Here is a 26,062-nt window from a genome sequence, read left to right as displayed (position 1 = left end):
AATGAGTGCACTGCAGGAGGAAAAAAGCTTTAGAAGAGCAGAGGAGAGATGAGAAATGAAAACAAAAAACCTTGTCATTTTAGCACTTTTAGCGGCGATTGGATTTGTGCTGCACGCGGTAATGCCGGCATTCCTGACGATTAAACCAGATATGATGCTGGCGATGATGTTCTTAGGAATTATTCTTATTCCGGAAATCAAAAGCGTTATGCTTTTGGCGATTGTAACAGGAGTATTATCTGCGATCACCACTCAGTTCCCTGGGGGGCAGTTTCCAAATATCATTGATAAACCCGTCACTGCATTAGTTTTCTTCGGATTATTTTTAGCATTAAAAAAATACCGCAGCTCTATTGTAAGTGTTGGTGTTTTGACAGCGATAGGGACAATCGTGTCCGGAACAGTCTTTTTAACATCTGCCTATTTCTTGGTTGGTCTGCCTGGCCCATTTGCTGCACTGTTTGGCGTAGCTGTTTTACCTGCTGCTGCCATCAATACTGTCACAATGGTTGTCTTGTACCCAATCGCGCAATCGATTGCTAAAAGAACTAAATCATCAACTGTTTCCGTCATTGAAAAGTAATGACAGGTACGTTAAGAAAAGAACCCTTAAGGGTTCTTTTCTTAAATTCACTTTAGAAAAAATAGGTAAACAATAAGGCTAACAATAAAAAGATTCCCCCGCCGCTAGCGCAGACAGCTGCCCTTTTCTTTATTATTTGTTTAGGCGGATATACACCTGGTCTCGTTAAATCAATGACAAACTTACCAGTACCCATGAAAAAAATGGCACTTAGAACAAAAAACATGATAGCTGCACTTTTCATAGCAAGATCCCCCTGCAGGATTCCAATTTTCAATTGATGTTGTAACTATTTATATGTTTTTCTGTCCATACCTATGAAAAATTTAGTAACACTATATAAGTAAATTAAATTTTTAACAAAAATATTCAAAAAGTTTCCATTTTTCTTATAAATCAATTATAATAAAATAGAAATCTTTTAAACAATTTTAATTTCAATATAAAATTATCGTAATTTCTAAAAATTTTGTGAATTTTTTCTTTATTAATTTTTATTTTATTGGCATAATGAAAATAGAGTAATAATAAAGTAGGTGAAAATGGAGATGACGGAGAAACAATATTCGGCCAAGGAAGCAATGATTTTTAGTCAAAGAATTGCGCAATTAAGCAAGGCGTTATGGAAATCGATTGAAAAAGACTGGCAGCAATGGATAAAACCGTATGATTTAAATATCAATGAACACCACATTCTTTGGATTGCCTACCATTTGAACGGTGCATCTATTTCCGATGTAGCCAAATTTGGTGTCATGCATGTCTCAACAGCTTTTAACTTTTCAAAAAAATTAGAAGAACGAGGCTTGCTGAAATTTTCTAAAAAGGAAAATGACAAACGGAATACGTATATTCAATTGACACCAGAGGGTGAAAACATTCTCCTGCAGTTAATGGAAACCTATGATCCAAATGCCTACTCAGCATTTACCGGCGCACTGCCTTTAAGGGAATTATACGGGAAATTTCCGGACATCATTGAAATGATGGCGATTATCCGGAATATTTATGGACAGGACTTCATGGAGATTTTTGAACGTTCCTTCCATAATCTTGAAAGTAAGTTTGTGGAAGAAGACGGAAAGCTAAAAAAATCAGAGGAAAAAGAACAAGAACTTGCCTAACCAGGCTAAATAAATTTTTCAAATTCCTGAAAAAGTGATTTGTATAGATTCTGTGATAGACATGCTTTGATGGTTTGTCTGATATCCAGTTTGTCGGGCATTGAGATGGAAAGCTCATCAAAAAGCGGATGAAAGTATACGTACCCTTCCGCTTTTTGTTCTTCCAATTTTTTGCTCAGTTTATCACATATGGAATAAAAATGATTCACTTCTGATTCCGTAAGACCGGATTGAATGATCAGTCGAGTGAACTTCTTGGACGGATGATCCACTACCTCTAACAATAGCCTTTGATGAAATTCAAGCATATTTATTTTTTCTGCAAGCATTTCATATTTATCCATGAAAAGCCCCCCTTTTCCATATTATTCACCTTTTTGGGACTTGGATAAACGTATTTCAGTATTTACTTATTTGGCATGAAAAATCTGAAAACCTTCCATTCTTTTTGACTATCTTTTTAATAAATTATTTGGTAAGGTAAAATGGAACAGTATCTGGGGGGAGGGATTTCTTATGATCTCCATTTTTATCGTATTTGCCATTTTTATTTTGTTTTATGTAAATAAAATGACCAGTTCATTATGTATTCAAAAAGAAATTCCGGAAGAACGTCAGCACAAGGTGTTTCGTACGATTAATGTTCTTGTTACCATTTTATTAATTTCTTCCTATTTGGAAATTTTGTATACATAGTGTATAAGTAAAAAAACAAGCGATGAGGTGTCTCTCATCGCTTTTTACTTATGCTGCATTACCAAACCCAAGCAGCACCAACGATAATCAATAAAATGAAAAGAACAACGATTAACGCAAAGCCTGCACCGTAACCTGCTCCACCAGACATATTTTTGCCTCCTTTCCGTTTCTACGATATACTATTCAACCTCCCTCCAATTCGACTAGGCTCTTATCTTATTTTTGTGGAAAAGACATGAATGGGCTTGTAAATTTTTGAAATGATAATCCTTTTAATTTTTTGCAGGAGTTGCCATTTATGTTATAGTTAAGGATGTGGACAAAAACCCATAAGAATTTAACTATTTAGGAGAGATTCATCATGAAAAAATGGATAATGGCCCTAACGCTTGCAAGCTCAATCCTTGCCTTAAGTGCATGTAATCAAAATGGTTCGGAAACGGTTGCAGAAAGCAAAGCTGGGGATGTAACACAAGAGGATCTTTACAAGGCAATGAAGGATAAATTCGGCAATCAGGCATTACAGCAGCTTGTCTATGAAAAGGTTCTTTCTAAAAAGTACAAAGTAACCGACAAAGAATTAGATGACAAAATTAAACAAATCAAAGAGGACCTTGGCTCAAACTTTGAAATGACCTTAGCCCAATATGGCTATAAAAGTGAAGCCGACCTAAAGAAAACAATGAAGCTTGGTATGCTGCAGGAAAAAGCGGCTATGAAAGATATAAAAGTAACCGATAAAGAATTAAAGGATTACTATGATAATTATCAGCCTGAAATTAAAGCACGTCATATTCTCGTTGCCGATGAAGCAACTGCTAACACTGTAAAACAAAAGCTTGATGGCGGAGCAAAATTCGAAGATGTGGCAAAAGAATACTCAACAGATAAAGCTTCTGCCCAAAATGGCGGCGACTTAGGCTGGTTTGGTACTGGAAAGATGGACCCTGATTTTGAAAAGGCTGCCTATGCCCTAAAGGTTAATGAAATCAGCGCTCCAGTAAAAACACAATTCGGTTACCATATTATTCAGGTTACTGATAAAAAAGAGAAAAAATCCTATGATGAAATGAAAAAAGATATTGAATATCAAGTAAAATCTCAAAAGTTAACTACTGATGTGATTAATAAAGCCATGGATCGTGAATTAAAAGACGCTAATGTAAAGATTAATGACAAAGACTTAAAAGACGCCCTAACACCACAGACTGCAGCCCAATAAAAATCGAAAAAACGGAAGCGCCTCATTTTGCGCTTCCGTTTTTTTATTCGCTTGTGGCATGTTCACCTTTTCGGGCTTCCTTTTCTTTTTCAAGGCGCATCATATAGATTTCGCCCTCACGTTCTATATCCTCTTGTTCAAGCTGGCGCTCTTCCCGCCCTGTTTTAATTGCCATTAACGCGCTAATGATAATCCCAACCACAACAGCATAAACCCAAATAGGTATAGTCAACTTCACTTGCCCCCTTCAAAATGGTTGTCCAATTTTCTAATAAATAATATTCATGGATTAAAAAATTATGCATAAAAAAAAGATAACCTCCTAGAGAGGCTACCCTTCCTATTTATGAAATGCAGGCTTGTAAAATGATCGATTATCCAGCGCAAAAACCCGTTCAGTAAACTCCCCTGGCTTAACTCTTTCCAAAGCCCGGTCAAGCATGTTCATTTTTGCATCGAGATTATCAATGTAATGAAGGATTTCTGCTTCTTTCACTAACGGAGGTTTTGGGCTTCCCCACTCCGCTTTTCCGTGATGGCTTAGAACGAGGTGCTGGAGGATTAACACTTCCTCCCCGTTAATACCAAGTTCTTCAGCTGCTTTGCCAATTTCATTGATCATAATCGTAATATGCCCAAGTAGGTTTCCTTCGAGCGTATAAACAGTTGAAATTGGCCCGGATAATTCCATGACTTTGCCCATATCATGCAGGATGATGCCTGCATACAGCAGGTCCCTGTCAAGACTTGGGTATAGGCCGGAGATTGCTTTGGCGAGGTCAAGCATGCTGACCACATGATAGGCAAGCCCGGAAACAAATTCATGATGATTTTTTGTCGCCGCCGGATACTCCAAAAATGCCTTCTGGTGCTTCTTTATTAAATGGCGGGTAATCCTCTGGATATTTGGGTTTTTCATATCAAAAATATACTGGGTCAGTTTACTCACCATTTCATCCTGACTTAACGGTGCGGTTTCAAGGAAGTCTTCCAATTTCACCGCATCCGCTGGTCCGGTTCTTCGAATCTGGCGGATTTTCAACTGGCTTTTGCCCCGGTAATTTTGCACGTCCCCATGAATTTTGACAATCGTTTGGGCGGCATACATTTTTTCATCCTCTTCATTGGCATCCCAAAGCTTGGCTTCAATATCGCCGCTTTGGTCTTGCAGGATTAACGTTAAAAACGGCTTTCCGTTGCTCGCAATTCCTTTTGTGGACGTTTTAATTAATAAATATAACTCAATCTGTTCCCCAACATCATAATGTAAAATACCTTTCGCCAACATAGACACGCTCCCTTCCGATAGTAAAAGTATAACATATCCTTCTTTCACTCTATGAAATTATCTGAACAGCACCTTTTTCCAAGAAAAGAACATTTTCCTTTGGAAAGAACTGCAGTAAATGCTGATGACAAGTAAAAAATAAGATTTGATTTTGTTCCAACGTTTTTAAAAGCGCGATGACCCTTTCCGTTCTGCCGATATCAAAGTTTACGAAGCTGTCATCAATGATAATCGGGAACCGGTATTTTTCATAAAGGGTTGTAGCCAGTGCCAGTCTGATTGAAACATATAGCTGTTCTGTGGTGGCTTGGCTTAATTCGTTTGCTTCAAATAGGGTCCGGTCCTCCCGTTCTACTAGGAAACCAGTCCCCAATGGGTGCAGGTGTATTCGGTGGTATCTGCCATTTGTAAGAAAAGACAGAAACTCCTCCGCCCTTTCCAGCATTCTGGGCAAATGTTCATTTTTGTATTTCTCGATTGTTGCCGTCAAAATATTTTGTGCAAGAGAATATACAGCCCACTCTTTTGCTGTCTCCTCGAGTTCAGATTTTTTCTGCTTATAATGATGGAGAATATCAGAATAAACGCCGCCTTCTTCGAGAACCTGTAATTCGTACTTGACCTTGGCTTGCTCCTCCTGCAGTTCTTTTAATCTAGCATGCAATCGCTTAGATTCATCAAGGCCGGCAGTTATTAATTCATCCCAATTAAGGATGGTTAGGAAGCTTTCCCTCTCTTCCTCAGACAGGCTTGAATAGTTAAGCTGACTGCGGATATTGTCCAAAGCAGCCAGCAGTTCGGATCTTTTTTCCGCCTTTTTTCCAAGTTCATAGAATTGCTGTTCCGTATCCGTATTAGCAGACTGAAGCAGCAAAGCATACTCCGCTTCAAGCTGCTCTAGTTCATGTGATTTGCCTTGCCAATCTGCTTCCATGCCAGCAAGCTTATTTTTTCTTTCCTGGTTTTTGATACTCTTTTCAAGCTCTTCCTTAAGTTTTGTCCTCAATAAAAATGCGGTCTTATGTAAATCGAGATCCTTTTCCGGCAAAAAGCGTTTGCCATATTCCAGAATTCCTTCGGCGATCTGGCTTTGCTGCTGATTAGCTTTGTCCACTTTTGCAATTAGCTTATCCCGTTCCCATAAAATCTCTTTAAATTTTTCTATTTGTTTAAATGCTTCCTCCAAAAAGGCGGCGGCAAGATTATCAGGTATTTTTAATTCCCTGCTAATTGTAAGCAGCGTCTTCTTATGCTGACTAGAGGCAATCTCCCATTCCTCAAATTTCGAAATCACTTTTTCAAATTGGCTCTGCTGCTGCTTAAGCCTTAATTTTAACAGCTGCAGTTGTTCACGCCGCTGATTGTCTATCTTCAACTCTTCAGCAGCCTTGCTCAGATCCAGGTATTCGGCAGATTGCAGCTTTTCACTTACCTGTTTTTCTTTTTCCCGCAGCTCGCCAAGCTGTTGAACAAGCTGCTTTTCTTTAGCCTGCTTTAAGGATTGCAGCATGTATACGGCAAAAGCCAAACTGCCCCCTAACCCCAAGATCATCAGTACCCATTGTTTTGTCAGAAGTCCATAAAGGATTAGTCCGAGGAGGATCAGCTCTATCGTGATAAATTGAAGCTTAAGCCTTGATTTAGCGGCCTGCTCCTGGTCAAGCGATCTTTGCTGGAAATGGATTTTTTCCTCGATTCCCTTTAATTCCTCTTCTAAGCCCCTTTTATCATTTCCGTGAACCTGTTTTTCAAGGAGCAGTCTGTCTTGGTCCGGTAAACATAAGCCCTCGGTCAAGAGAACCTCCTTTTCAATCATCTCTAAGGCATTTTTTTCTTCCTCATACCGTACATCCAGTTCCTCTTTTGCTATCATCAGTTTTCTGCTTTGTTTTGCGGTTGTTTCAACCTGGTTTTTCATATACATATTTGTATTTATGGCTTGAAAATCTTGATCCTGCAATGGCAGATGGAGCTTCGCTTTTATAATGGAAAGTTCTGCCTCACAGTCAGCCAGCCTCTGTTCATATTGGCCCAGTTCCAATTTGAACTGATCAAAAATGGGCATCTGATCTAGTAACATTAATATCGCCGGCTCGTTCTCGAGGAGCTCTTCATTTGGCTCCAAATCCGCGATTTCCAGCTTTACCTTTTCAATTCGTTCCGCAAGACTGTTCAGCTCTGCTTTGTAGGGAAGAATAAGTTGGTTTAATTTTTCGAGTCTTTCCATTCCTCGTACAGGGAACTGTACTTCTTCAAGTTCAGCAAGCTCGTTCTCAATCCACTTTTCTTGTTTAACAGAAGATTCTATCCTTTTCCACTCCGAAAGCTTTGCTGTATTTACCTGAAGGGTGGTAAGCTGTTCATTAAGATTAGCCATTTCCTGCAGCAGGCTTTCTTTTTTCGCTGCCAAGGTCTCATATTCCTTATTTTTCGCAGCGGCTTTTTTTAGCTCTTGATTGACCTCATGAAGTTCCTGAAGTTTTTCATTTAGCTCAGGCTTTTTTCCCCCTGGCTTAAAGCGGGTATCCAGCTCCTTTTGGAGGGCAGCCTCTGCCTTTGCCAATTGTTCTGTGCCTAGTGTTCCTGCGGAAAATAGGTATTTACCCAGCTCTTCACCCTTCATCTGGTGGATGTTTTGCAGCCCGTGTATATTGAAAGAAAAAATGGCCTGAAATAGATTTTTATCAAAGCTTTCTAGTAATTCCTTTAAAAGTTCCTCACCGCCAATGATTCCGTTATCCATGACTACCTTGACATCACCGGCGGCTTTTCCTTTTACCCGTTCAATTACTGCAAAGCCTTGCCCTTCAAGATAAATTCGGATATTCCCGCCGTACTTTGTACCATGTTTCGGTTCGTAGCGCAGCTCTGAATGCTGCTTAGTTGGAAAACCAAATAAAATACTATGTATAAAGGCCATAATCGTAGATTTTCCAGCCTCATTTTCCCCAAAGAAAACCTGAAATTCATTCAAATTTTCGATGATGACATTTTCCAGTTGCCCAAAACCGTAAATATTCATTGCCGTGATTTTCAATTTGGATTCACTCCTTTCTATTTATAAAGTAATTCAATTAGCAGTTTCTCCGCCCTATTAATTAGTTCATGCTGCTCACCTGATGATAGGGGCGACAAATATTTTTTACCCAAGCGGTGCTCGTACAAAACGGCCAAGGCTTCATCTACATGATCGAATTGTTCAATTGCAGCAAAAAGCTCACCATAAAAATTGGCTTCTTTTTTTAATTGTTCCTTGTTCACCTGCTGCCTTTCGGACAAAGATAGCTCCACAATCCAAACAAATGCTTCCTCCTCCTGTTCATCTTCTAACAAAAGATCAAGCAGATCCGTTTGCAAACTTCTTCTTTCCATGTCGTCTTCCAGGAGAATGTTTTTGATGGCTAGGGACAAGAATGTGCCTTTTTTATCCTTTCTCCAGGTATTTAGGCTTGACTGACATAATTGAAGAATATCATGAAAATTCTTCGCTGATGCTGCATCAATTTCAGCCTCTTCCCAGACAATATCTGCTGCTTCTACAAAGTCCAGTCTTGCCTTAAGTTCCGTAAGCGTGATATGATAAAATCCTTTTGCGTCTTTTTCCTTCTTATTTCTCCCCTGAATATTACCGGGATAGATAATCGGAGGATTTTCAGACAATACAGCACGTTTATGGATATGGCCCAATGCCCAATAATCAAAGTCTTTATCAAGTAAATCCTTAACAGTAAACGGGGCATAGTTATCATGGTCGGCGGAAGAGCTTTCATTTCCATGAAGGATGCCAATGTGGAAATCTGAACCCACTGACTTTACATACTCATCTATTTTTCTCTCAAACACATGCCGGGTTGGATAGCTGAATCCATAGAAGGATACTGTTTCACCTGACTTTGTCTGCAGTTCCATCCGTTCGACCTTGCTGCCAAACACATGGACATTGTCCGGCATGTCAAGGTGAACCCAGGAACCATTTAAATGGTCATGATTGCCGTGGATCACATAGACAGGAATTTCATGTTCTGCAAGCCTCTGCATTTCCGCTCTGAATCGAGATTGGGCCCGGAGACTGCGGTCCTCTCCGTCAAATAAATCACCTGCTATGATGACAAAATCAACCTGTCTATCAATTGCTGTTTCAGTTAGAATTTTTAAGGATGTAAAGGTGCTCTCTTTAACTCTTGAAAAAATAGCAGCGGGCAAATGCTTCAAACCGACCATTGGGCTGTCCATATGTAAATCGGCAGCATGAAGAAATGATAATTTTTTCATAAAATTTCCTCTCAAACGTTCTTTTCTTTTATTTTATCACGGCTAATATACGAATGCACGTTCTGTGTCATGATTAATAAAAAGCTTTACCATAAATGGTAAAGCTCAGACTGTCAAAAAACTATCGATAGATTTTTATCTTATTCACGATCTTTCACAACTTGTTAATTATTTAAATATTAAAATATATAGATCTTTCAACAAGTCTGTTGATTGGCGCTCCAGGCACTTCGCTTTCCGCGGGCGTGCCGGGAAGCCTCCCCGCGGAAAGCGAGTGCCCGGAGCGGAAATCAACAGGACCATTAGCAGGGACATTCAAAAATTATCGGTGTTAGAACATAAAAAATTGCCGAGAAAAATACCCTTTCTCAACAGTCTGAGCTTTACCTTAAATGGTAAAGTGCAGACTGACTATTCGTTTTTTGTTAATTGCAGAGCTTTTTTAATATCTTTAAAGGAATTGGATTTGCCATACATCAAAACACCGCCGCGATAGACTCGTGCGCCAAAAATAGCTAATACGGCAATCGTTGCCACAAGGATGGCAATCCCCAAAACAGCCTCCCAAACCGGAATGGTCAGCATTCCAACACGGAGGAACATAATCATTGGCGTAAAGAACGGGATATAGGACGTGATGGTAATAAACGCAGCATCCGGCTTGCCAAGGCCAAACATGGCAATCATAAAACCGCCAACAACCAATAACGTCATCGGGGTAATCATCTGCTGGACATCCTCAATCCTGCTGACCAGTGAGCCTAAAAAGGCTGCCAGAGTGGCATAAAGAAAATAGCCAAGGATAAAGAAAATCACTGCATAGACGATGGTTGCCGCCGGGATATCGCCAAACCCATACACTCCGAAGAATCCGTCTTTGAGGGACTCCATATTTTTTGTAAGAGAAAAATATCCGACAATCAAAAATACCGCCAATTGTGTCAGGCTCAACAGTCCAATCCCAAGAATCTTGGCAAACATCTGCTTGATTGGCGAAACACTTGAAATCAGGATTTCCATTACCCTGGATGATTTTTCCGTTGCCACCTCCATGGCAATCATATTGGCATACATGATGACAGCAAAATAGATGATAAATAAGAGGACATAGACAAGTCCGCGTGCTTGATTGAGTTCCTCTTCTGTTTTCGCATTTTTCTCAAGCGCTGTTTTTTCAAACGAAACCGGCTCATAAAGCTTTTGCAGCTGATCAGGTGCCAAATTAATTTTCGAAGCGGCGAGCATCGTTTTAACCTGCTGCAAGCCTGTCTGAAGATCCGTATACAACGCAGAATCAGCAATGCTCATTGCCTTAAAGCCCGCTTCCGGAAGCCCTTCTTTGTTAAAATGCAATTCAAGCAATCCAGTAAACTTACCATTTTCGACTGCTTTTTCCGCTTCTTTTTCAGTGCCTTTATAGGATGTTAAGTTTATATCCTTATTGATTGTTTTCAATTGCTGCTTGAAAGGCTTGTAAAGCTTGCCTGTCTCATCCAGGACAGCAACATTCTCTTTACCGCCGTTTTTATCAAAAATCTCGATGATATTTTGAAAGTTTGTTAACCCCAGGACAATTACGATTGTCAAAAAGGTTGTGACAATAAAGGATTTGCTTTTTAATTTATTCAGGTAGGTATGTACTAAAATAATCCAAAAATTATTCATAAGCATTACCTACTTTCTCGATAAAAATATCATTCAATGACGGCTCTTCAAGGGCAAATTTTCGCAGCAAGCCTTTCCCGGCAATTTCCTTGAGGATTCCTTCCGCGACCTGTTCCCCTTCAATCTGTAGTTCCAGCCCCTCCATTGTCGGTTTCGTCTTTACCACACCAGGAAAGTCTTTGATCGACTCCAAGGAAAAATCCGCATGGATAATGAGGTTCTTTTTCCCATAGGCGCGCTTGATTTCCTTTAAGGAACCATGAACCACTGGACTTCCTTTTTGCAGAATACAGAGATGCTCGCACATTTCCTCGACATGATGCATTTGATGGCTGGAAAAGACAATGGTTGTTCCGTTTTCCTTTAGCCCTAAAACTGCCTCTTTTAATTGCTCGACATTGACAGGGTCCAGTCCGCTAAACGGTTCATCCAATATTAACAGCCTTGGTTTATGAATCACAGCAGCAATGAATTGAATTTTCTGCTGATTTCCCTTGGATAGCTCATCGACCCTTTTATTTTCATATTCGGGTATTTTAAATTTCTCGAGCCAGCTTCTTAGCTCCCTTAAAGCCTCATTTTTAGGCATTCCTCTTAATCTAGCTAAATAAACAATCTGGTCCCGGACCTTTAGTTTTGGATACAGCCCTCTCTCTTCAGGGAGATAGCCCACCAAATGGCTGGTAGAATAATTGAGTGGTTGATCGTCCCAGGTTATTTTACCGGAACTTGCATCGAGTAAACCTAAAATCATTCGAAACGTTGTTGTTTTCCCAGCGCCATTTGCCCCCAAAAAACCAAACATTTCTTTTTCCGGAATCATCAGAGATAAATCGCTGACAGCAGTAAATTCTCCGAAACGTTTGGTAACCCGTTCCAGTTTAAGTACCATTTTACCTACTCCTTTCCTCTTACAATACAAATATACCATATTGTGGGTTTAATTTTCTCTTTGCACAATTTATAGAATTATGCAAAAATAATAGTAAGAACTTTTTTAAAAAGGGGTATGTGGAATGAAAACTTATAAATTAACGGCGTTTGAGGCAAATGGAGAAAAGATTTTAGACGAAGCCTTCCAAGCAGAAAACGATGATGCTGCAAAAGCGCAGGGGGAAAAACTATTATCAGAGAAAAATTTACTAGATAAAACGCACCGCTGCACATCTCCTGCAGGCAAACTGCTACTTTTCCATGCTTAAAAATCAGCAATAAGAGGCTGTCTTATGACAGCCTCTTGTTTTATTTTCCGATAAAATTTGGCTTTCTTTTTTCAATAAACGCCTTGATTCCCTCTTTATGGTCTTCGGTTTCGCGCATTTTCTGCTGGCCGTATTTCTCTAGCTCCAGTATTTTTAAGAGCTGCGGGCGATTCTTTTCAGCCAATATCTTTTTCGTTTTGATCATCGCTTGAACAGGTCTTTGCAGCCAATCTGCCACTCTAGTATGTACAGCATCCTGCAGATCGCCTTCAGCTACTTCCTGAATAAGACCGATTGAATGCGCTTCCTCCGCACTCATCATTTTACCCTCCCAGATAACATGCTTGGCCTTGGTTTCTCCTAATCTTTTTTCCATGAAGAAATGGGCACCACCATCTGGGATCAGCCCTATGCCGATAAAATTCATTGCCAGTTTGCTAGATTTTTCAGCGATTATATGATCGGTTGCTAACGCTAAACTAAACCCTAAGCCCGCTGCCGCACCGGTAATCGCGCTGATTGTTAATTTTGGCATGCTATATAAGGTGACCACCAGCTCACTGATACAGTCCATGAGCGGAAAAAATCCATTCTCGTCCATATCAGATAGCATTGTTTTTATATCTCCCCCGGCTGAAAACGCTTTTCCTTTTCCAGTTAAAATCAGGATATCCACATCATCCGATTCGCTGATTTCTTTCAGTTTGCTGACAAGGCCTTTTATCATATCCACGTCCATTGCGTTAAGCGCTTCCGGCCGATTCATTTCCAATGTGGCTACCCGGCCCTCTACTTGTAAGTTCACCTTTTCTGTGACAAAATTTAAAGCCATTTCCAATCCCCCCAATAAACTTGTTCATCTTCATTATATAGAGAAATGAACAGAATAAAAACAAACTTTCGTAATAGATTGAATTTTCCACGGGCAAAAAGGACAAAGGGCTGGCCCCCCTTGCCCTCGTCTATTAACCTTTTTGACTTACTTCCTTTTGCACCTGGTCACGAAGAGCCATTTTCAAAAATTTCCCTACAGAGGTTTTTGGAACTTCTTCGATGAATAAAATATCGTCCGGAATCCACCATTTTGCAAATTGAGGCTGAAGAAATTCAAAGAGCTCTTCTTTAGTTGTTTTTCCTTTATAGGCATCCTTCAGCACAACGCATGCGATTGGGCGTTCCTGCCACCTTTCATGGGGAACCGCCACAACGGCCGCTTCAAACACTGCTTCATGGGCCATTAAGGCATTTTCCAAATCAACAGATGAGATCCATTCCCCGCCGCTCTTGATCAGGTCCTTCGTTCTGTCGACTATTTTAACAAACCCTTCTTCGTCAATAGTAGCGACGTCCCCGGTGTGCAGCCAGCCATCGTGGAAAGCATCCTTCGTCCGTTCATCCTGATAATATTCGGAAGCAATCCATGGTCCTCTTAAGCATAATTCGCCCATTTCCGTGCCGTTCCATGCGACTTCACCGTTCTGGCCCAGTATTTTCATCTCGAGTCCAGGGACAAGAACTCCTTGTTTAGCTCTTAATTCCAATCTTTCCTCGTAATCGAGGTCCTGTTGATAGCTTTTGAATGAGGAGAATACAGCAAGCGGGCTTGTTTCAGTCATCCCATAGCCGTGCATAAAGGGAATATTGTATTTTTGTTCAAATGTTTTAATCATTCCTTTAGGCGCTGCAGAACCGCCGCACAGGATTCCTCTTAGGCTGCTTAGATCATAGCTGCCTTCTTCAAGTTCTTTCAGCAGTCCCATCCAAATCGTTGGAACCCCTGCCGTGATGGTCACTTTTTCCTGCTGAATGAATTCAGCTAACAGCTTAGGTGTAAAATTTGGTCCCGGCAGGACCAACGTTGTGCCAAACCAAACGCCGGCAAATGGCATTCCCCAAGCATTTGCATGGAACATTGGGACAACTGCAAGGGCAACATCCTTTTCACTAAGTGCTAAAGTGTCAGCTAACCCGATCGCCATGCTATGCAGAAAAATCCCCCGGTGAGAGTAGACTACTCCTTTTGGATTTCCAGTAGTCGCGGATGTATAGCACATGCCGGCTGGGTCATTTTCGTCAATTGGAGTGGTATATTGAAATTCCGGGTTTGCTTCAGCTAATAGCTTTTCGTAATGATAGACAGGCGCGAGTGATGTTTGCGGGAGTTCTTTTTCGTCGGTCATGATAATATAAGCTTTGACAGTTTTAAGATCATTTGAGCATTTTTCAAGAAGTGGAAGGATGTCTGCATCAACAAGGAGGATTTTGTCTTCGGCGTGATTAATGATATAGCTGATGTGCTGTGGTGAAAGACGGATGTTGATGGTGTGAGCTACTGCACCAATGCAAGGAATGCCGAAGTATGCTTCGAGATGGCGGTGATGGTTCCAGGCCAATGTCCCCACCTTGTCGCCTTTTTCAACGCCAAGCTTGGTCAAGGCATCGGAAAGCTTTCTGGTTCTTTGGCCAATTTCTTTGTAAGTTAGCCTTTGAATGCCGCTGGCGGTTCTTGAGACAACCTGCTTCTTTGGAAAATACTTTTCCGCCCTTTCGAGCATTTGCGTCATTGTTAAAGGTGTCTGCATCATAGCTTATTCCCCCTATTAGTAAATGCGTTTTAACCCCATAGTATCCTATGTGGCGGTTCCTCTTAAATATTCGACATTGGGGAAAATAATCCTTTATTAAGAACAAATTCGATTGGATATCAGGAGTAATTTCTGTTTGCTGGACCTCTTTTTTTACTAGTTGCCCCTTCTCCTACCCTTTACTGGTAAAATAGATGGCCTATTTTTACCGATTGACCCTTCTACTCAGTCTAACGGGTAAAATACAGGCTCTATTTTTACCGCTTCACCCCTCACTGATGCTTTACGGGCAAAATAGAGGGGCCTATTTTTACCGATTGACCCTTCTACTCAGTTTAACGGGTAAAATACAGGCTCTATTTTTACCGTTTGACCACTTACCTACCCTTTACGGGCAAAATAGAGGGGCCTATTTTTACCGAGTGATGCTTCTACTCAGTCTAACGGGTAAAATACAGGCTCTATTTTTACCGCTTCACCCCTCACCTACCCTTTACGGGCAAAATAGAGGGCTTATTTTTACCGATCGGCCCTTTGATACTGGGTATCGTGTAAAATACAAGCTCTATTTTTACCGTTTGACCACTTTACCGATCCATTACGGTAAGTACCCGCCACCAAAAATAAAAAATCCCCCGCTTAAAATCAGGCAGGAGATCCTTTTTCCGAAAATAACTCATCTAATATTTTTATCTTCTCTTCGGTATAGGCTTCAAATCCATCATTATAGGATTTCGGGTCTTTCGGATTAGCAAAGTGCGTGATTTTTCCAGTAAGCGGGTCAATGAATTTGCTCGATGCTCCGCAGCCAAGTCCGATAATGGTCTGCTGCTCTTCCATAATCATGATATTATAGATACTTTCTTGATTTGGCAGGGAGTAGCCGACATTTTCCAGGTTGCCCAGGATGTTTTTCTGGCGGTATAAATAGTAAGGGACATAGCCATGGTCAGCGGTCCAGTCCTCGGCCAGATTCATCATTTTTTCAACCTCAGTCCGGTCTGCCACCTTATATTTTTCCTTATTCTTCGTCATTTCAGACGCGCGCTTGAAGGATAAAGTATGAACCGTCAGTGATTCTGGCATCAGTTTTTCGGTTTCCGCCAAGGAATGGGTAAATTCTGTCAGACCCTCACCGGGAAGGCCGATGATAAGGTCCATATTGATATTATTCATCCCCATTTCCCGCGCCAAGTGATATTTTTCAATCGTTTCCGTTACCGTATGATGACGTCCAATTGCCTTCAATGTTTCCTGCGTATACGATTGTGGATTGATGCTGATCCGGTCAATCTTCCACTTTTTCAAAACGTCAAGCTTCTCCGGGGTAATCGTATCTGGACGTCCCGCCTCCACAGTAATTTCCCGAATTTTAGTGACATCAGGAAACGAGTTGTACATCTCCTCGTAGAGCATGTCCATCTCTTCAGCGGTAATGCTTGTTGGTGTGCCGCCGCCATAGTAAACGGTTGTAATCCGCACCCCTTTTTCCTTCAGCCACTCGCCGATTTTCCTCATTTCATAATGAAGGCCGCCTAAGAAGGAATCAACAGATCCCTGCCGCCCGTTAATAGCATAAGCCGGGAACGTGCAATAGGCGCATTTGGTCGGGCAGAACGGAATGCCAATATAAATGCTCACTTCCCGCTCGAGCGAGTAAAGGTCTGGAACAACCGTCAACTGCCGGTCGACGATGTGCTGCATCAGTGCAATTTTTTCATCAGTAATTAAATACTCATCCTTTAATTGCCGATGGGCCACTTCAGGTGGAATGCCTTCCTGCAGTTTTTTGTGAAGCAGCTTAGTCGGTCTCACACCCGTTAAAATTCCCCATTTTTGCGTAATGCCGGTCAAGTCTTGGAGAACCGTTAAGTAAACGTGGGAAACGGCATTTTTAATCTGCTTAAACCGTTCTTTTTCAGAATCGGCTTCCTTAAAATCCCGCTGATATTTAGCAGATAGGACTTTTCCGTTCCCATCCGTTAATTCAGCAGAAACAACGATTTTCTCCTCAACCTGTAAATGAAATAAAATCTGTATATCAGCATCATCCGTCTGAGATGTCAAAATCTGTGACTCTTCAAAAAATAAATTCGCAATAAGCGTCAATGGCCGATTGAATCTTTCATCCTCTAAGCCTAGTATCGAAATTCGCAAGCTTTATCACCTTTCAAAAATAAACTTCTTTAAGTGTACAAAATCACAAAAATAAGGTCAATATAGTGGAAATCATTGGAGCATATAAAAAGATATCAGAGACCGGCCCTGATATCTTTTTTCAAGATTAATTTTTGATAATCTTCATTTTCCTTAAAAATTCGATTGGCTGCTGCTTTCTGAAGTGTTCCTTCACCATATAAGCAACGCCATGTTCGTTTTCCGACCTTGTTACCCAGTCCGATGCTTTCTTCACCTCAAAAGGAGCATTCCACATCGAAACACCTAGACCAGCCGCTTCAATTAACGGGATGTCATCAAGGCTGTCACCGATATAGACCATCTCTTTTAACTGGAAACCGAGCTGGCTGCCAAGAAACGCTAACCCATTAAGTTTGGAAACTCCTGCCGGAACAAGATCCAGCCGCAATGAATCAAGTTTAATCGGAGTGATTTCCGTAAACATTTTTTCAATGGCGGTTTTGGCATCCTCTAAATCGCGTTTATTTTCGAAATAGACTTCAATCTTCGTAGGAGTTGCCGGCTGATCATGCAAATATTCGCTGAGGGATTCGACAAATTGCTGTGAATAAACAAAAGGGTCGCCTGTGGTGAAAACCGTTTTTGCTAATAATTGCTGATGCAGTTTATATTTATTGGCAATCGAGAAATTCTCGTGAACCAAACGGATTTGACACGGCAGCGCCTCGAGCAGACGAATAGTATCATAGGTAATTTCCTCATTAATCCGCTTCACGTATACCGGCTTATTTTCCTCCCGCGCAATGAATGCCCCCTGATGGGTGACGAGCGGTGACGATATCTTTAAGGCTTTCGCTGCCTTCTTGGCTGAGTGAAAGCTCCGTGATGTAACGAGTGTGACATAAATCCCCTTTTGCTGAACATATTCTACGGCTTCCTTTGTCGATTTATGGATTTTTCCATTGCTTTGTAAGAGTGTGCCATCAATATTTAACGCAAGTAAGCGATAAATCATTATGCTGCCCCCTGTTCTTGGTGAAATTCCCTTTATATCACTTTTATGATTTTTCACCAATTTATAGAACAGTGCTTGTAAAAGTGTAGGCTAGGCAGCTTCTTAAAAAATTAAATTTGTCCGTATAAATCAGCCAATGGCTTTAGGACGATCTGGTTTAACTCCCCGATTACATTATTCATTCGCTGTTCCACCTGCATAAGATGGGCGATTTTCGGATTTTGCTGAACAACTCCGACAGTTGCTTGGGCCTGCTGAATTTCCTGCTCGGAAATGTTTTGTCCCATCATTTGTTTTTGCTGCAAATTCATTTGGATGTGGCGAAATTGATCAAACAGCTGCTTCGCTGCCGGGTCGGCATTTACCTCTTGATACGCTTGCTGTAGTTGTTTAAATTCATCACTTTGACGGATCGCATTTTCTAAAGCATAGGCGGAATCATATAAATTTACTGCCATTTGCGGGCTCACTCCTTTTTGGTTAACAATACTTCCCAACTATATCAAACTATTCAAGGGAATGCGAGAATGTTCAAATCACCATCCCTATTGGTTTTACATAGGATACTACATCAGCGGATGCCTATTTAATAAAGAATGAGGAGTGATTATGTCCCGTTCATTAACGAGCGTAACAATTTTACCAGAGAAATCCGAAGCAACGAATTCTCATTTGATTAAAATGTCCCGCAGGCTGTATCACTACCTGCAAATGGAGAAACACCGCGAATTACAAATCATGGTCGGCACAAAAACAATTCGTGCCAATATCCAAATCATCGATACCCTTCCCCGGGAACTGCATGTGCCGGAGGAAGTCTTTACCTATTTTTGCTTGCCTGTCCGAAAGGTTAACCTACAAGCAAAATATTTTTCTGAGACCAACACTCTTAAGCTTGGTCCGGTCATCGGATTGCTGACAGATTTTTCACCGAAGGATGGTGAAGAACCTAATTTCCGTTCCATTCATAAGTTTTGTGAGGACCTCCATCAGGTGGTGTCAGAAAATGGCGGTTTTCTTTATGTGTTTTCTTTTAAACATTTTTTACAGCACGGCTATTATTTTGAAAACGGAAGCTGGTTAGGAACAAGCCCACCTGCCCCTGATGTTATTTACAATCGGATCCATTCTCGAAAACTGGAAAACAAACAAGAATTTGTTGAATTTCGAAAGATTCTTGAACAACTTGCCATTCCCATCTTCAATGATCGCTTTCTGTCAAAATGGGAAGTATACGACCAGTTGAAAAATGAACATCATTTGTCATCCTATATTCCCGAGACAGCCTTGCTCTCAAGGGATACTTTACATTCCTTCCTGCAAACCTATGAAACCATTTTTATAAAACCGATTCATGGCAGCCAGGGAAAAAATATTATTAAACTGGAAAAAATTGCGGAAGACCAATTTACCCTCCAAACTTCAGGCCAATCCCAAGCAGATGCTTTACAAGCCCTAGCAGCACATGAAATCTATCAAGAAATAAAATTACTGCTGCAAAACCAAATTTGTATTGTTCAGGAGGGTATTTCTTTTATTGACTATCAATCATCTGCCATGGACTTCAGGGTATTGGTCCATCGAAATTATGAAAAAAAGTGGGAAATTACTTCGGTTGTGGCAAGAATCGGGGCTGAACAGGAAATTGTCTCCAATGTTGCCAGGGGCGGCCATACGATAAAACCGGTAACTGCCTTACGCTCCAAAATGTCCCCAAAAACCGCTATACAAACATTGAAGCTAATAAAAGAGCTATCGTTGGAAACCGCCGAAAAGGTCAGTGCGCTGTCTGCCGGAATTACCGGCGAACTGGGGATTGATGTCGGCGTTGATGAAAAGGGGAAACCCTGGCTGATTGAAGTAAACTCAAAACCCTCGAAAGTATTTGAAGATGATTCAGGGAAAATCAGACCGTCTGCAAAGGCAATCATTCGCTTTTGCACAAGCCTGGCCTTTGAAACCCTGAATGAAAAGGAGGTTTAATTCACTTGATTACATTTGGCATTATGTCCTTAAACCTAGAAACAGAGGCCCCCTATATAACGGAAATGGCCGAACATGCAAAAGACTTAGGTATCGAAGCTTTTCGCTTCGTTCCAACCAATATCAATCCAAATACACTTCAGGTTCAAGGGAAAAAATTTGACGCTGAAAAAAAGGATTGGGTCAATGCCGAATTCCCAATCCCCCGCATCCTCTATGACCGTTGCTTCTATGGGGAGGATGAACAATCGAAACAATGCCTTCCGATTGTATCGTGGCTAAAAAGCAGGAAGGATATTACCTTTTTAGGATATGGTCTGCCTAATAAACTAGACCTCTATCAGGCGCTGAAAGACACGAAGCTATCTGCCTATCTGCCGCCGACAAAGCAGGTAATCGATACGGCTGGAATTTTAAAAGAATTAAACAGCGAAAAAAAGATTGTCATAAAACCCATTAACGGTTCACAGGGTTATGGCATTTATTCCTTAAAGAAAAATGACAAATCGATTCATGTTAAAACGGAAAAACAAAAACAGATTATATCAAGGATTTTTCCAAACGAAGGAAAATTTTCGCAGTGGTTTAGAAGCTTGCTCGCGCGGCATCAATATCTTATGCAGCCTTATCTTGAATTAACCAACAGTGAATTGCAACCCTTTGACATCCGGATTCTCCTGCAAAAAAATGAGCATGGCAATTGGGGAGAAATTGGGCGCGGAGTGCGAATCGGTACCAGCGGCGGGATTTTATCGAATTTAAGTGCAGGCGGGATGGCAACAGCCTTCTCAGAATGGTCAGCTTCCCTGCCTGCACCGAGAAGGGAATTTATTCAGCAGGAATTAACCAGCATTCTTACAGAATTACCACACCTTCTTGAAAGAAGCTTCCTGCCGCTCTTTGAAATCGGTGTCGATATTGGTATCGCCAAAAACGGCTCGATCTGGATTTTAGATATGAATTCAAAGCCCGGAAGGAAGGTTATTTTGCAAACCCGCCCCAATCTTAAGGAAAAGCTGTACTGTGCACCGCTGCTTTACGCAAAATACCTGTCGGAATCGAAAGACCAGGAAAGGAAGAACATCTATGAGAAAACGTTATCTCATTGAGGTCGTCCAAAATGATCAATTGATTGTTTTTTGCCCTCCTTCCCTCCTTCAAGAAAATGGGCCTAAGCGAATTGCTTTTGGTTCAAATTCAATGGCAGTGGAATTTCTGCCCCATCCTGACCGAAAAGATCGGATTGTGATGAGCAGGGTGATACAAAAAGAACTCCAATTTCCGGAATTTAAGCTGCCGCTCCATGTCTTTTTAGATAATCAAACTCTGTACATCGGTCCTCTTGTTGGCATTTTTACGGCTGGATTTACACTGCTTCCTGATCAGCTCCTAGGCGAGAGAACACAGTTTTTTTCAAAGCTTTTATCCGTAAATAAAAACGTCGGAGCCCTCGCTTTTGTGTTCGGAGAGCAGCATATTGATTGGGAACAGGGCACGATTGAGGGTTATTTTTTCCACGATGGAGATTGGGAACAGCGGGAGATCCCTTTCCCTAACGTCATTTATGATCGTCTGCCAAACCGAAGGAGTGAAGGAATTCCCAAATTAGTTAAAGTAAAAAAACGGCTTCAACAGGAATATTTAATCCCTTGGTATAATCCCGGCTTTTTCAACAAGTTAGATATTTACGAACGGCTTCTCCAAGATCATTCGGTTGATAAATACCTTCCTGAGACCCATCCATTTACCTCTTTTTCCTTAATCGAGAGGATGCTTTCAAAATACGGGCATGTGTATATAAAGCCGAAAAATGGCAGTCTTGGCTTTGGCATTCATCAAATTATTTTTGATAAAAACACAAACGACTATTACTGCCGTTATCAAGATGACGACGGGGCAAACAGGTTACAAAAATTCCACAGCCTGGAGAAATTGTTTGAGCGGGTATTCGCGAAGCAATCGCTGGAAAAAATGGTTGTCCAACAGGGGATTCATTTAGTTCGCAACGAGCAGCGGCCCGTTGATTTTCGCATCCATACGAACAAGGACGAAACAGGCAGCTGGCATGTTTCCGCGCTTGCAGCAAAAATAGCCGGGCCGGGAAGCCCGACCACTCATAAGAGAAGCGGCGGAGAAATTAAAACGATCAGCGAAATCTTTCCTGCTGAAGATGCCGGCATGTTCGAAGAGAAGCTTTCCAATGCTGCCCTTTCCTTAAGTCATGCATTAGACCGAAATGTCGAAGGAATTATCGGCGAAATTGGCTTTGATTTGGGCATTGACCGGAACGGCGATGTCTGGCTGTTCGAGGCAAATTCCAAACCCGGCCGTTCGATTTTCAGCCATCCGGAATTAAAAGAATTTGATTTATTGACACGCAAATTGTCCCTCGCCTTCGCCGTTTTTCTAACCGAGCAAGCCTTACTGCATCCCGAGGAACTTTATCAATGATCGACAAACAAGCAGGGCCGGTGATTGGCATCATGACCGCGCTTAAATCCGATGGAACAGTTGCTGGAAACGGGGAACTTTTTATCAAACTGCAAAAAAAGCTTATTTCACTTAATGGAATAAGCTTTATTTTTACCCTTGAAGGGGCCGGAGCGGAATATATTGAAGGATTCAGCTATTCACCCGATGAAAATCGCTGGATAAAGAACTCTTTCCCCTACCCAGATTTGGTGTATAACCGAATTCCCTTCAGAAAAACAGAACAGACCGAAGAATGTAAAAGCTTCTTTCAGCATTTAAAGGATAAAGGAATTCCCTATTTCAACCCAGGTTTTATAGATAAATACGAGCTTTATCAACTAATGGAAAACCATCCTGTCCTCCAAGATTACGTACCGAAGACGATCCTCCTTCAAGAAAAAAAAGACCTTGGATTATTATTGAAAGCAAATTCTAGTGTTTATCTAAAGCCAGCAGCCTCATCAAAGGGAAAGGGCGTTTTTCGCGTCAGGCATTTATCCTCGCCATACATCCAATTTGAGTCAAGAAAAAGAAGCATTTGCTACCCAACTTTCGAAGATTTTTGGCAGGATTGGAGCGAATTGCTCTTATCGAAAACCTATTTGGCACAAATTGATATCAATTCTGCTGAATATGAAGGGTTTCGCTATGATTTTCGGATTATTGCCCACGCCGAAAAAGGGGATTATTCACTAACCGGCGTCGGCATCCGGCAATCCCAGGAACAAGGAGTCACCACCCATATTCCATCGGGGGGAAGACTTCTTCCCTACTCTTTATTACAAACGAACGAACATGATCAATTTTTTCAAATGATTATCCCGCACATTGGGAAAGCTTTATCGGAACAGCTTGGCTTTTTCGGTGAATTTTCCATTGATGCCGGAATGAGCAAAAGTGGAAAATATTATATTTACGAGGTGAATTCAAAACCAATGCGGTTTGATGAATCTCAAATTGAAGAGAAAAAAATTGACCAGCTATGCCGTATTTTCCTCCACTTAACAAACTCTTGCACATAAAAAATTTTATTTGCATAATATTCAAAACAAGGTAAGCTATAAGTAATACTAGGTGTTAGAGGAGGACAATAAGGTGATCATGCATTTTCAATATAAGCCGCTTTTTGAAAATACCAATATTCCCGGGTGGAATATTTCCTTCTATTTTAAAAAACAGAGATATACAGGAGTTTATCACCAAACAGGAAACCTTGAATGGACCTCAATTCCTCCTGCCGAAGAAGATTTGAAGGCATTGACGAGCCAGATTCACGAGCTAATGCTTTACCATGTATATGAATAATCGACTATTCCCTGCATGAAACTCCATCCTTTCTGTACAAACTAAAAACGAATTAGAAGGAAAGGATGGTTGAACGTGACTAAAAAAAATGAACTGCCTATCACTGAAGGGTCTGCATATGAGGGCAGAGACATGGCTTACATGGATATTGACAGAATGATTAATGAAGGAATGTCCGGAGGGTCTGTCCACGCCCGTTATGATTCAACAAATATTGAAGAAGCGCGCGATCTAATAGAAGAATCACCGCCAAATGAAAATACATGATAACATTTGCCGAGCCAGTTTAGAGGGTTCGGCAATTTTTCTGTGGAAACAAATTGAAACTGGTATAATAGGCTCTAAGAAATCTAATGGGGAAATGAACGATGCTTAGAAAATTACTTACTGTATATGAAAATTCACTGCTGTTTTCCGAAAGGCCAGATGTGCCATCTGAACAGCTTTATCTTTTTTACGACCAGTCCACCGATGAATGGCTGGGTATTCCCAAAAAGGAAATTAGTGATAAAGAGCTCCACCTTCTAAAGACTTTGTATGAACTGGTGGAATGGCAGTCTTCAGCCGTGACGTCCAGAGTAAACACCTGGTATGAGTTTTTATTTTTAAATGGGGTTCTCCCTTCAGAAAAGCAGGACACGTCATTTCGCTTTATCCATTTTCATTTAAATGGCGATGATACAGATCAAAAGGAAATGGAAACTGCGTTAAAAGGCTTCTTTTCGGATGAAGCTGTGTTTCTTTGGGAAAGTCACTCCAAAGGTGTGGTTATAGAGGAACAAAAACAAATTTCTCTTTCCGAAGAAGAATTGCTGGCCATTTCAGAAACATTGGAAAGCGATTTTTATGAAAGTGTCACTTTTTTCATCGGAAAAGTTCATCCTTTTTCTGATAAGTTAAAGGACTTCTTCCAAGAGGAAAGAGAATTATTCCAGTTTGCTCTAGTGAAAGTGCACAATTCAAAGATTTTTTCTTTTGAAAGAATTTTTCCGGCTTACCTTTCTGCCCGCTTGCCTGCTGAAATAAAAAATATGGTTCCCGAAGCGGTTTTTGCGCTTTTTGGTGATGATCCGGAAATGTTTGCAACGATAAAAGTATTTCTTGAAACCAATTTAAATGCCAGTCTTACAGCTAAAAAGTTATATATTCACCGAAACACACTGCAATATCGGATTGATAAATTCGTGGATAAAACAGGAATAGTATTAAAGGATTTTAACGGTGCGTTTATCGTGTTTTTAGCATGCCTGCTATTTGAACAAGAGGGATAATGTCAATCTGCCCAAAAAAGCGTTTTCAATATTTGTGCAGCCTGACCATATCGATTAAAGCGCTTTCCTTGTAAACTTAAAGTACAAACAACCACAAGGAGGCTGTGAACATGGCTGAATTAAAATTAGACCATATTTATAAAATTTACGACAACAAGGTAACGGCAGTTAAAGATTTCAATTTACACATTGATGATAAGGAATTTATCGTATTTGTCGGCCCATCCGGATGCGGAAAATCAACAACACTTAGAATGATTGCCGGTCTTGAAGAAATCTCAAAAGGGGATTTTCTCATTGATGGCAAACGCGTAAACGACGTAGCACCAAAAGACCGCGATATTGCAATGGTATTCCAAAACTATGCGCTTTATCCGCATATGACCGTTTATGATAATATGGCATTTGGTTTAAAGCTTCGTAAGTTTCCTAAGGATGAAATCGACCGCCGCGTGAAAGAAGCTGCTAAAATCCTTGGCCTTGAAGCTTATTTAACACGTAAGCCGAAGGCGTTATCAGGCGGTCAGCGCCAGCGTGTTGCATTAGGCCGTGCGATCGTTCGTGATGCAAAGGTATTCCTAATGGACGAGCCATTATCAAACCTTGATGCCAAGCTTCGTGTGCAAATGCGCGCTGAAATTGCCAAGCTTCACCGCCGCTTAAATACAACAACTATTTATGTAACGCACGACCAAACTGAGGCCATGACAATGGCAACCCGATTAGTCGTTATGAAGGATGGCATCATCCAGCAGGTTGGTTCACCAAAAGAAGTTTATGAAAAGCCTGAAAATGTCTTTGTTGGCGGCTTTATCGGATCACCAGCGATGAACTTCTTCAACGGAAAATTAGAAGACGGCAAATTTATCATTGGTAAAACCTCCATTGCTGTTCCGGAAGGAAAAATGAAATTCCTTCGCGAACAAGGCTATGTTGGCAAATCGCTAATCCTTGGTGTCCGCCCTGAAGATATTCATGATGAGCCATTGTTTATTGAAGCTTCCACAGGTACAAAGATTGCTGCCCATATTGATGTTGCCGAATTAACTGGTGCAGAATTAATGATTTACTCCAGCATCGAAGGCCAAGATTATGTGGCCCGCCTTGATTCTCGCAGCGATGTAAGACCTGGCGATAAATTAGAATTGGCATTTGATTTAAACAAGGCCCACTTCTTCGATACGGAAACAGAGCTACGTATCCGCCCACAAAGCGAAAAATAAAATATGATTCTTTA

Annotated in this window: 27 protein-coding genes; 13 read left to right on the top strand and 14 right to left on the bottom strand. The window is 41.0% G+C overall.

Features of this window, described 5'->3' with window-relative positions:
• Nucleotides 1-55: 55 nt before the first annotated feature.
• On the top strand, nt 56-583 hold the full coding sequence (locus tag ACZ5B7_RS07990) for a tryptophan transporter (protein WP_464493364.1): 528 nt from the start codon (nt 56-58) through the stop codon (nt 581-583).
• Nucleotides 584-635: 52 nt separating this feature from the next.
• Here the strand turns inward: ACZ5B7_RS07990 and ACZ5B7_RS07985 are convergent, their stop codons facing one another.
• Nucleotides 636-827: a hypothetical protein gene (locus ACZ5B7_RS07985; RefSeq protein WP_423801453.1), complete on the bottom strand. Its 192-nt coding sequence runs from the start codon at nt 825-827 to the stop codon at nt 636-638.
• A 304-nt stretch (nt 828-1,131) separates the two neighbouring features.
• On the opposite strand from ACZ5B7_RS07985, the gene ACZ5B7_RS07980 reads away from it, so the two are divergent.
• Nucleotides 1,132-1,707, top strand: coding sequence for an HTH-type transcriptional regulator Hpr (locus tag ACZ5B7_RS07980; protein ID WP_213116686.1), 576 nt, complete (start codon nt 1,132-1,134; stop codon nt 1,705-1,707).
• Between the two features lie 5 nt (nt 1,708-1,712).
• On the opposite strand, the gene ACZ5B7_RS07975 is transcribed toward ACZ5B7_RS07980, so the two are convergent.
• Complete coding sequence (locus tag ACZ5B7_RS07975) at nt 1,713-2,051, bottom strand: DUF1878 family protein (RefSeq protein WP_464493363.1); 339 nt, start codon at nt 2,049-2,051, stop codon at nt 1,713-1,715.
• A 172-nt stretch (nt 2,052-2,223) separates the two neighbouring features.
• On the opposite strand from ACZ5B7_RS07975, the gene ACZ5B7_RS07970 reads away from it, so the two are divergent.
• On the top strand, nt 2,224-2,403 hold the full coding sequence (locus tag ACZ5B7_RS07970) for a hypothetical protein (RefSeq protein ID WP_213116688.1): 180 nt from the start codon (nt 2,224-2,226) through the stop codon (nt 2,401-2,403).
• 58 nt (nt 2,404-2,461) lie between these two features.
• Here the strand turns inward: ACZ5B7_RS07970 and ACZ5B7_RS07965 are convergent, their stop codons facing one another.
• The gene (locus tag ACZ5B7_RS07965) at nt 2,462-2,554 is read right to left on the bottom strand and encodes a YjcZ family sporulation protein (protein ID WP_423801450.1); all 93 of its coding nucleotides are present in this window, start codon (nt 2,552-2,554) and stop codon (nt 2,462-2,464) included.
• Between the two features lie 213 nt (nt 2,555-2,767).
• On the opposite strand from ACZ5B7_RS07965, the gene ACZ5B7_RS07960 reads away from it, so the two are divergent.
• Complete coding sequence (locus tag ACZ5B7_RS07960) at nt 2,768-3,628, top strand: peptidylprolyl isomerase (protein ID WP_464493362.1); 861 nt, start codon at nt 2,768-2,770, stop codon at nt 3,626-3,628.
• 43 nt (nt 3,629-3,671) lie between these two features.
• Here the strand turns inward: ACZ5B7_RS07960 and ACZ5B7_RS07955 are convergent, their stop codons facing one another.
• The 6 genes from ACZ5B7_RS07955 to ACZ5B7_RS07930 all read right to left on the bottom strand — a co-directional run bounded on the left by ACZ5B7_RS07955 (nt 3,672) and on the right by ACZ5B7_RS07930 (nt 11,745).
• Nucleotides 3,672-3,866 carry a sporulation YhaL family protein gene (locus tag ACZ5B7_RS07955; protein WP_378580821.1) on the bottom strand — a complete coding sequence of 65 codons (195 nt, stop codon included), beginning with the start codon at nt 3,864-3,866 and terminating at the stop codon, nt 3,672-3,674.
• Nucleotides 3,867-3,968: 102 nt separating this feature from the next.
• Nucleotides 3,969-4,913 (bottom strand): 3'-5' exoribonuclease YhaM, encoded by a 945-nt coding sequence (gene yhaM, locus ACZ5B7_RS07950; protein ID WP_213141073.1) that lies wholly within the window; start codon nt 4,911-4,913, stop codon nt 3,969-3,971.
• A gap of 52 nt (nt 4,914-4,965) precedes the next feature.
• A complete protein-coding gene (locus tag ACZ5B7_RS07945; protein ID WP_464493361.1) occupies nt 4,966-7,953 on the bottom strand; it encodes an ATP-binding protein in 2,988 nt (995 codons plus the stop codon).
• Nucleotides 7,954-7,970: 17 nt separating this feature from the next.
• On the bottom strand, nt 7,971-9,188 hold the full coding sequence (locus tag ACZ5B7_RS07940; RefSeq protein ID WP_464493360.1) for a metallophosphoesterase family protein: 1,218 nt from the start codon (nt 9,186-9,188) through the stop codon (nt 7,971-7,973).
• A gap of 411 nt (nt 9,189-9,599) precedes the next feature.
• On the bottom strand, nt 9,600-10,853 hold the full coding sequence (locus tag ACZ5B7_RS07935; protein WP_464493359.1) for an ABC transporter permease: 1,254 nt from the start codon (nt 10,851-10,853) through the stop codon (nt 9,600-9,602).
• The gene (locus ACZ5B7_RS07930; protein ID WP_464493358.1) at nt 10,846-11,745 is read right to left on the bottom strand and encodes an ABC transporter ATP-binding protein; all 900 of its coding nucleotides are present in this window, start codon (nt 11,743-11,745) and stop codon (nt 10,846-10,848) included. Before ACZ5B7_RS07930 ends, ACZ5B7_RS07935 begins: the two co-directional genes overlap by 8 nt.
• A 124-nt stretch (nt 11,746-11,869) precedes the next feature.
• On the opposite strand from ACZ5B7_RS07930, the gene ACZ5B7_RS07925 reads away from it, so the two are divergent.
• Nucleotides 11,870-12,055, top strand: a complete 186-nt coding sequence (locus ACZ5B7_RS07925) for a YhzD family protein (RefSeq protein WP_213141078.1) — start codon at nt 11,870-11,872, stop codon at nt 12,053-12,055.
• 40 nt (nt 12,056-12,095) lie between these two features.
• On the opposite strand, the gene ACZ5B7_RS07920 is transcribed toward ACZ5B7_RS07925, so the two are convergent.
• From ACZ5B7_RS07920 to ACZ5B7_RS07900, 5 genes are all read right to left on the bottom strand, one after another.
• The gene (locus ACZ5B7_RS07920) at nt 12,096-12,887 is read right to left on the bottom strand and encodes an enoyl-CoA hydratase (protein ID WP_464493357.1); all 792 of its coding nucleotides are present in this window, start codon (nt 12,885-12,887) and stop codon (nt 12,096-12,098) included.
• A 133-nt stretch (nt 12,888-13,020) separates the two neighbouring features.
• Nucleotides 13,021-14,640: a long-chain fatty acid--CoA ligase gene (locus ACZ5B7_RS07915; RefSeq protein ID WP_464493356.1), complete on the bottom strand. Its 1,620-nt coding sequence runs from the start codon at nt 14,638-14,640 to the stop codon at nt 13,021-13,023.
• Nucleotides 14,641-15,285: 645 nt separating this feature from the next.
• The gene (locus ACZ5B7_RS07910) at nt 15,286-16,797 is read right to left on the bottom strand and encodes a coproporphyrinogen III oxidase (RefSeq protein ID WP_464493355.1); all 1,512 of its coding nucleotides are present in this window, start codon (nt 16,795-16,797) and stop codon (nt 15,286-15,288) included.
• Between the two features lie 127 nt (nt 16,798-16,924).
• Nucleotides 16,925-17,794 carry a Cof-type HAD-IIB family hydrolase gene (locus ACZ5B7_RS07905; protein WP_213141082.1) on the bottom strand — a complete coding sequence of 290 codons (870 nt, stop codon included), beginning with the start codon at nt 17,792-17,794 and terminating at the stop codon, nt 16,925-16,927.
• 110 nt (nt 17,795-17,904) lie between these two features.
• A complete protein-coding gene (locus ACZ5B7_RS07900) occupies nt 17,905-18,252 on the bottom strand; it encodes a YlbF/YmcA family competence regulator (protein WP_213141083.1) in 348 nt (115 codons plus the stop codon).
• 151 nt (nt 18,253-18,403) lie between these two features.
• Between ACZ5B7_RS07900 and ACZ5B7_RS07895 the strand changes: the two genes are divergently transcribed.
• The 8 genes from ACZ5B7_RS07895 to ACZ5B7_RS07860 all read left to right on the top strand — a co-directional run bounded on the left by ACZ5B7_RS07895 (nt 18,404) and on the right by ACZ5B7_RS07860 (nt 26,048).
• A complete protein-coding gene (locus tag ACZ5B7_RS07895) occupies nt 18,404-19,777 on the top strand; it encodes a YheC/YheD family endospore coat-associated protein (RefSeq protein ID WP_464493354.1) in 1,374 nt (457 codons plus the stop codon).
• Nucleotides 19,778-19,782: 5 nt separating this feature from the next.
• Nucleotides 19,783-20,886, top strand: coding sequence for a YheC/YheD family endospore coat-associated protein (locus ACZ5B7_RS07890; RefSeq protein WP_464493353.1), 1,104 nt, complete (start codon nt 19,783-19,785; stop codon nt 20,884-20,886).
• Nucleotides 20,864-22,228 (top strand): YheC/YheD family endospore coat-associated protein, encoded by a 1,365-nt coding sequence (locus ACZ5B7_RS07885; protein ID WP_464493352.1) that lies wholly within the window; start codon nt 20,864-20,866, stop codon nt 22,226-22,228. The genes ACZ5B7_RS07890 and ACZ5B7_RS07885 overlap by 23 nt, the downstream gene beginning before the upstream one ends.
• Nucleotides 22,225-23,271: a YheC/YheD family endospore coat-associated protein gene (locus ACZ5B7_RS07880; protein WP_464493351.1), complete on the top strand. Its 1,047-nt coding sequence runs from the start codon at nt 22,225-22,227 to the stop codon at nt 23,269-23,271. Before ACZ5B7_RS07885 ends, ACZ5B7_RS07880 begins: the two co-directional genes overlap by 4 nt.
• Before the next feature lie 73 nt (nt 23,272-23,344).
• On the top strand, nt 23,345-23,554 hold the full coding sequence (locus ACZ5B7_RS07875; RefSeq protein WP_464493350.1) for a YheE family protein: 210 nt from the start codon (nt 23,345-23,347) through the stop codon (nt 23,552-23,554).
• Nucleotides 23,555-23,629: 75 nt separating this feature from the next.
• Nucleotides 23,630-23,821, top strand: a complete 192-nt coding sequence (locus tag ACZ5B7_RS07870; protein ID WP_464493349.1) for a hypothetical protein — start codon at nt 23,630-23,632, stop codon at nt 23,819-23,821.
• 101 nt (nt 23,822-23,922) lie between these two features.
• Nucleotides 23,923-24,825 (top strand): PucR family transcriptional regulator, encoded by a 903-nt coding sequence (locus tag ACZ5B7_RS07865; protein WP_464493348.1) that lies wholly within the window; start codon nt 23,923-23,925, stop codon nt 24,823-24,825.
• 110 nt (nt 24,826-24,935) lie between these two features.
• Complete coding sequence (locus ACZ5B7_RS07860) at nt 24,936-26,048, top strand: ABC transporter ATP-binding protein (protein ID WP_213141090.1); 1,113 nt, start codon at nt 24,936-24,938, stop codon at nt 26,046-26,048.
• Nucleotides 26,049-26,062 lie beyond the last annotated feature (14 nt).

The sequence above is a fragment of the Neobacillus sp. S1115 genome, from assembly GCF_055385565.1.
The sequence above is the reverse complement of the archived record's forward strand: the minus strand, read 5'-3'. Positions and strand labels throughout refer to the sequence as shown.

Bases quoted from the DNA above. Each gene is read 5' to 3' on its own strand.
- ACZ5B7_RS07965 (WP_423801450.1), bottom strand. From the start codon at position 2,554: ATGTCTGGTGGAGCAGGTTACGGTGCAGGCTTTGCGTTAATCGTTGTT.
- ACZ5B7_RS07975 (WP_464493363.1), bottom strand. From the start codon at position 2,051: ATGGATAAATATGAAATGCTTGCAGAAAAAATAAATATGCTTGAATTT.
- ACZ5B7_RS07920 (WP_464493357.1), bottom strand. From the start codon at position 12,887: ATGGCTTTAAATTTTGTCACAGAAAAGGTGAACTTACAAGTAGAGGGC.
- ACZ5B7_RS07865 (WP_464493348.1), top strand. From the start codon at position 23,923: ATGCTTAGAAAATTACTTACTGTATATGAAAATTCACTGCTGTTTTCC.
- ACZ5B7_RS07990 (WP_464493364.1), top strand. From the start codon at position 56: ATGAAAACAAAAAACCTTGTCATTTTAGCACTTTTAGCGGCGATTGGA.
- ACZ5B7_RS07935 (WP_464493359.1), bottom strand. From the start codon at position 10,853: ATGAATAATTTTTGGATTATTTTAGTACATACCTACCTGAATAAATTA.
- ACZ5B7_RS07900 (WP_213141083.1), bottom strand. From the start codon at position 18,252: ATGGCAGTAAATTTATATGATTCCGCCTATGCTTTAGAAAATGCGATC.
- ACZ5B7_RS07980 (WP_213116686.1), top strand. From the start codon at position 1,132: ATGACGGAGAAACAATATTCGGCCAAGGAAGCAATGATTTTTAGTCAA.
- ACZ5B7_RS07860 (WP_213141090.1), top strand. From the start codon at position 24,936: ATGGCTGAATTAAAATTAGACCATATTTATAAAATTTACGACAACAAG.
- ACZ5B7_RS07960 (WP_464493362.1), top strand. From the start codon at position 2,768: ATGAAAAAATGGATAATGGCCCTAACGCTTGCAAGCTCAATCCTTGCC.
- ACZ5B7_RS07925 (WP_213141078.1), top strand. From the start codon at position 11,870: ATGAAAACTTATAAATTAACGGCGTTTGAGGCAAATGGAGAAAAGATT.
- ACZ5B7_RS07915 (WP_464493356.1), bottom strand. From the start codon at position 14,640: ATGATGCAGACACCTTTAACAATGACGCAAATGCTCGAAAGGGCGGAA.
- ACZ5B7_RS07885 (WP_464493352.1), top strand. From the start codon at position 20,864: ATGAGAAAACGTTATCTCATTGAGGTCGTCCAAAATGATCAATTGATT.
- ACZ5B7_RS07880 (WP_464493351.1), top strand. From the start codon at position 22,225: ATGATCGACAAACAAGCAGGGCCGGTGATTGGCATCATGACCGCGCTT.
- ACZ5B7_RS07970 (WP_213116688.1), top strand. From the start codon at position 2,224: ATGATCTCCATTTTTATCGTATTTGCCATTTTTATTTTGTTTTATGTA.
- ACZ5B7_RS07895 (WP_464493354.1), top strand. From the start codon at position 18,404: ATGTCCCGTTCATTAACGAGCGTAACAATTTTACCAGAGAAATCCGAA.
- ACZ5B7_RS07905 (WP_213141082.1), bottom strand. From the start codon at position 17,794: ATGATTTATCGCTTACTTGCGTTAAATATTGATGGCACACTCTTACAA.
- ACZ5B7_RS07930 (WP_464493358.1), bottom strand. From the start codon at position 11,745: ATGGTACTTAAACTGGAACGGGTTACCAAACGTTTCGGAGAATTTACT.
- ACZ5B7_RS07940 (WP_464493360.1), bottom strand. From the start codon at position 9,188: ATGAAAAAATTATCATTTCTTCATGCTGCCGATTTACATATGGACAGC.
- ACZ5B7_RS07985 (WP_423801453.1), bottom strand. From the start codon at position 827: ATGAAAAGTGCAGCTATCATGTTTTTTGTTCTAAGTGCCATTTTTTTC.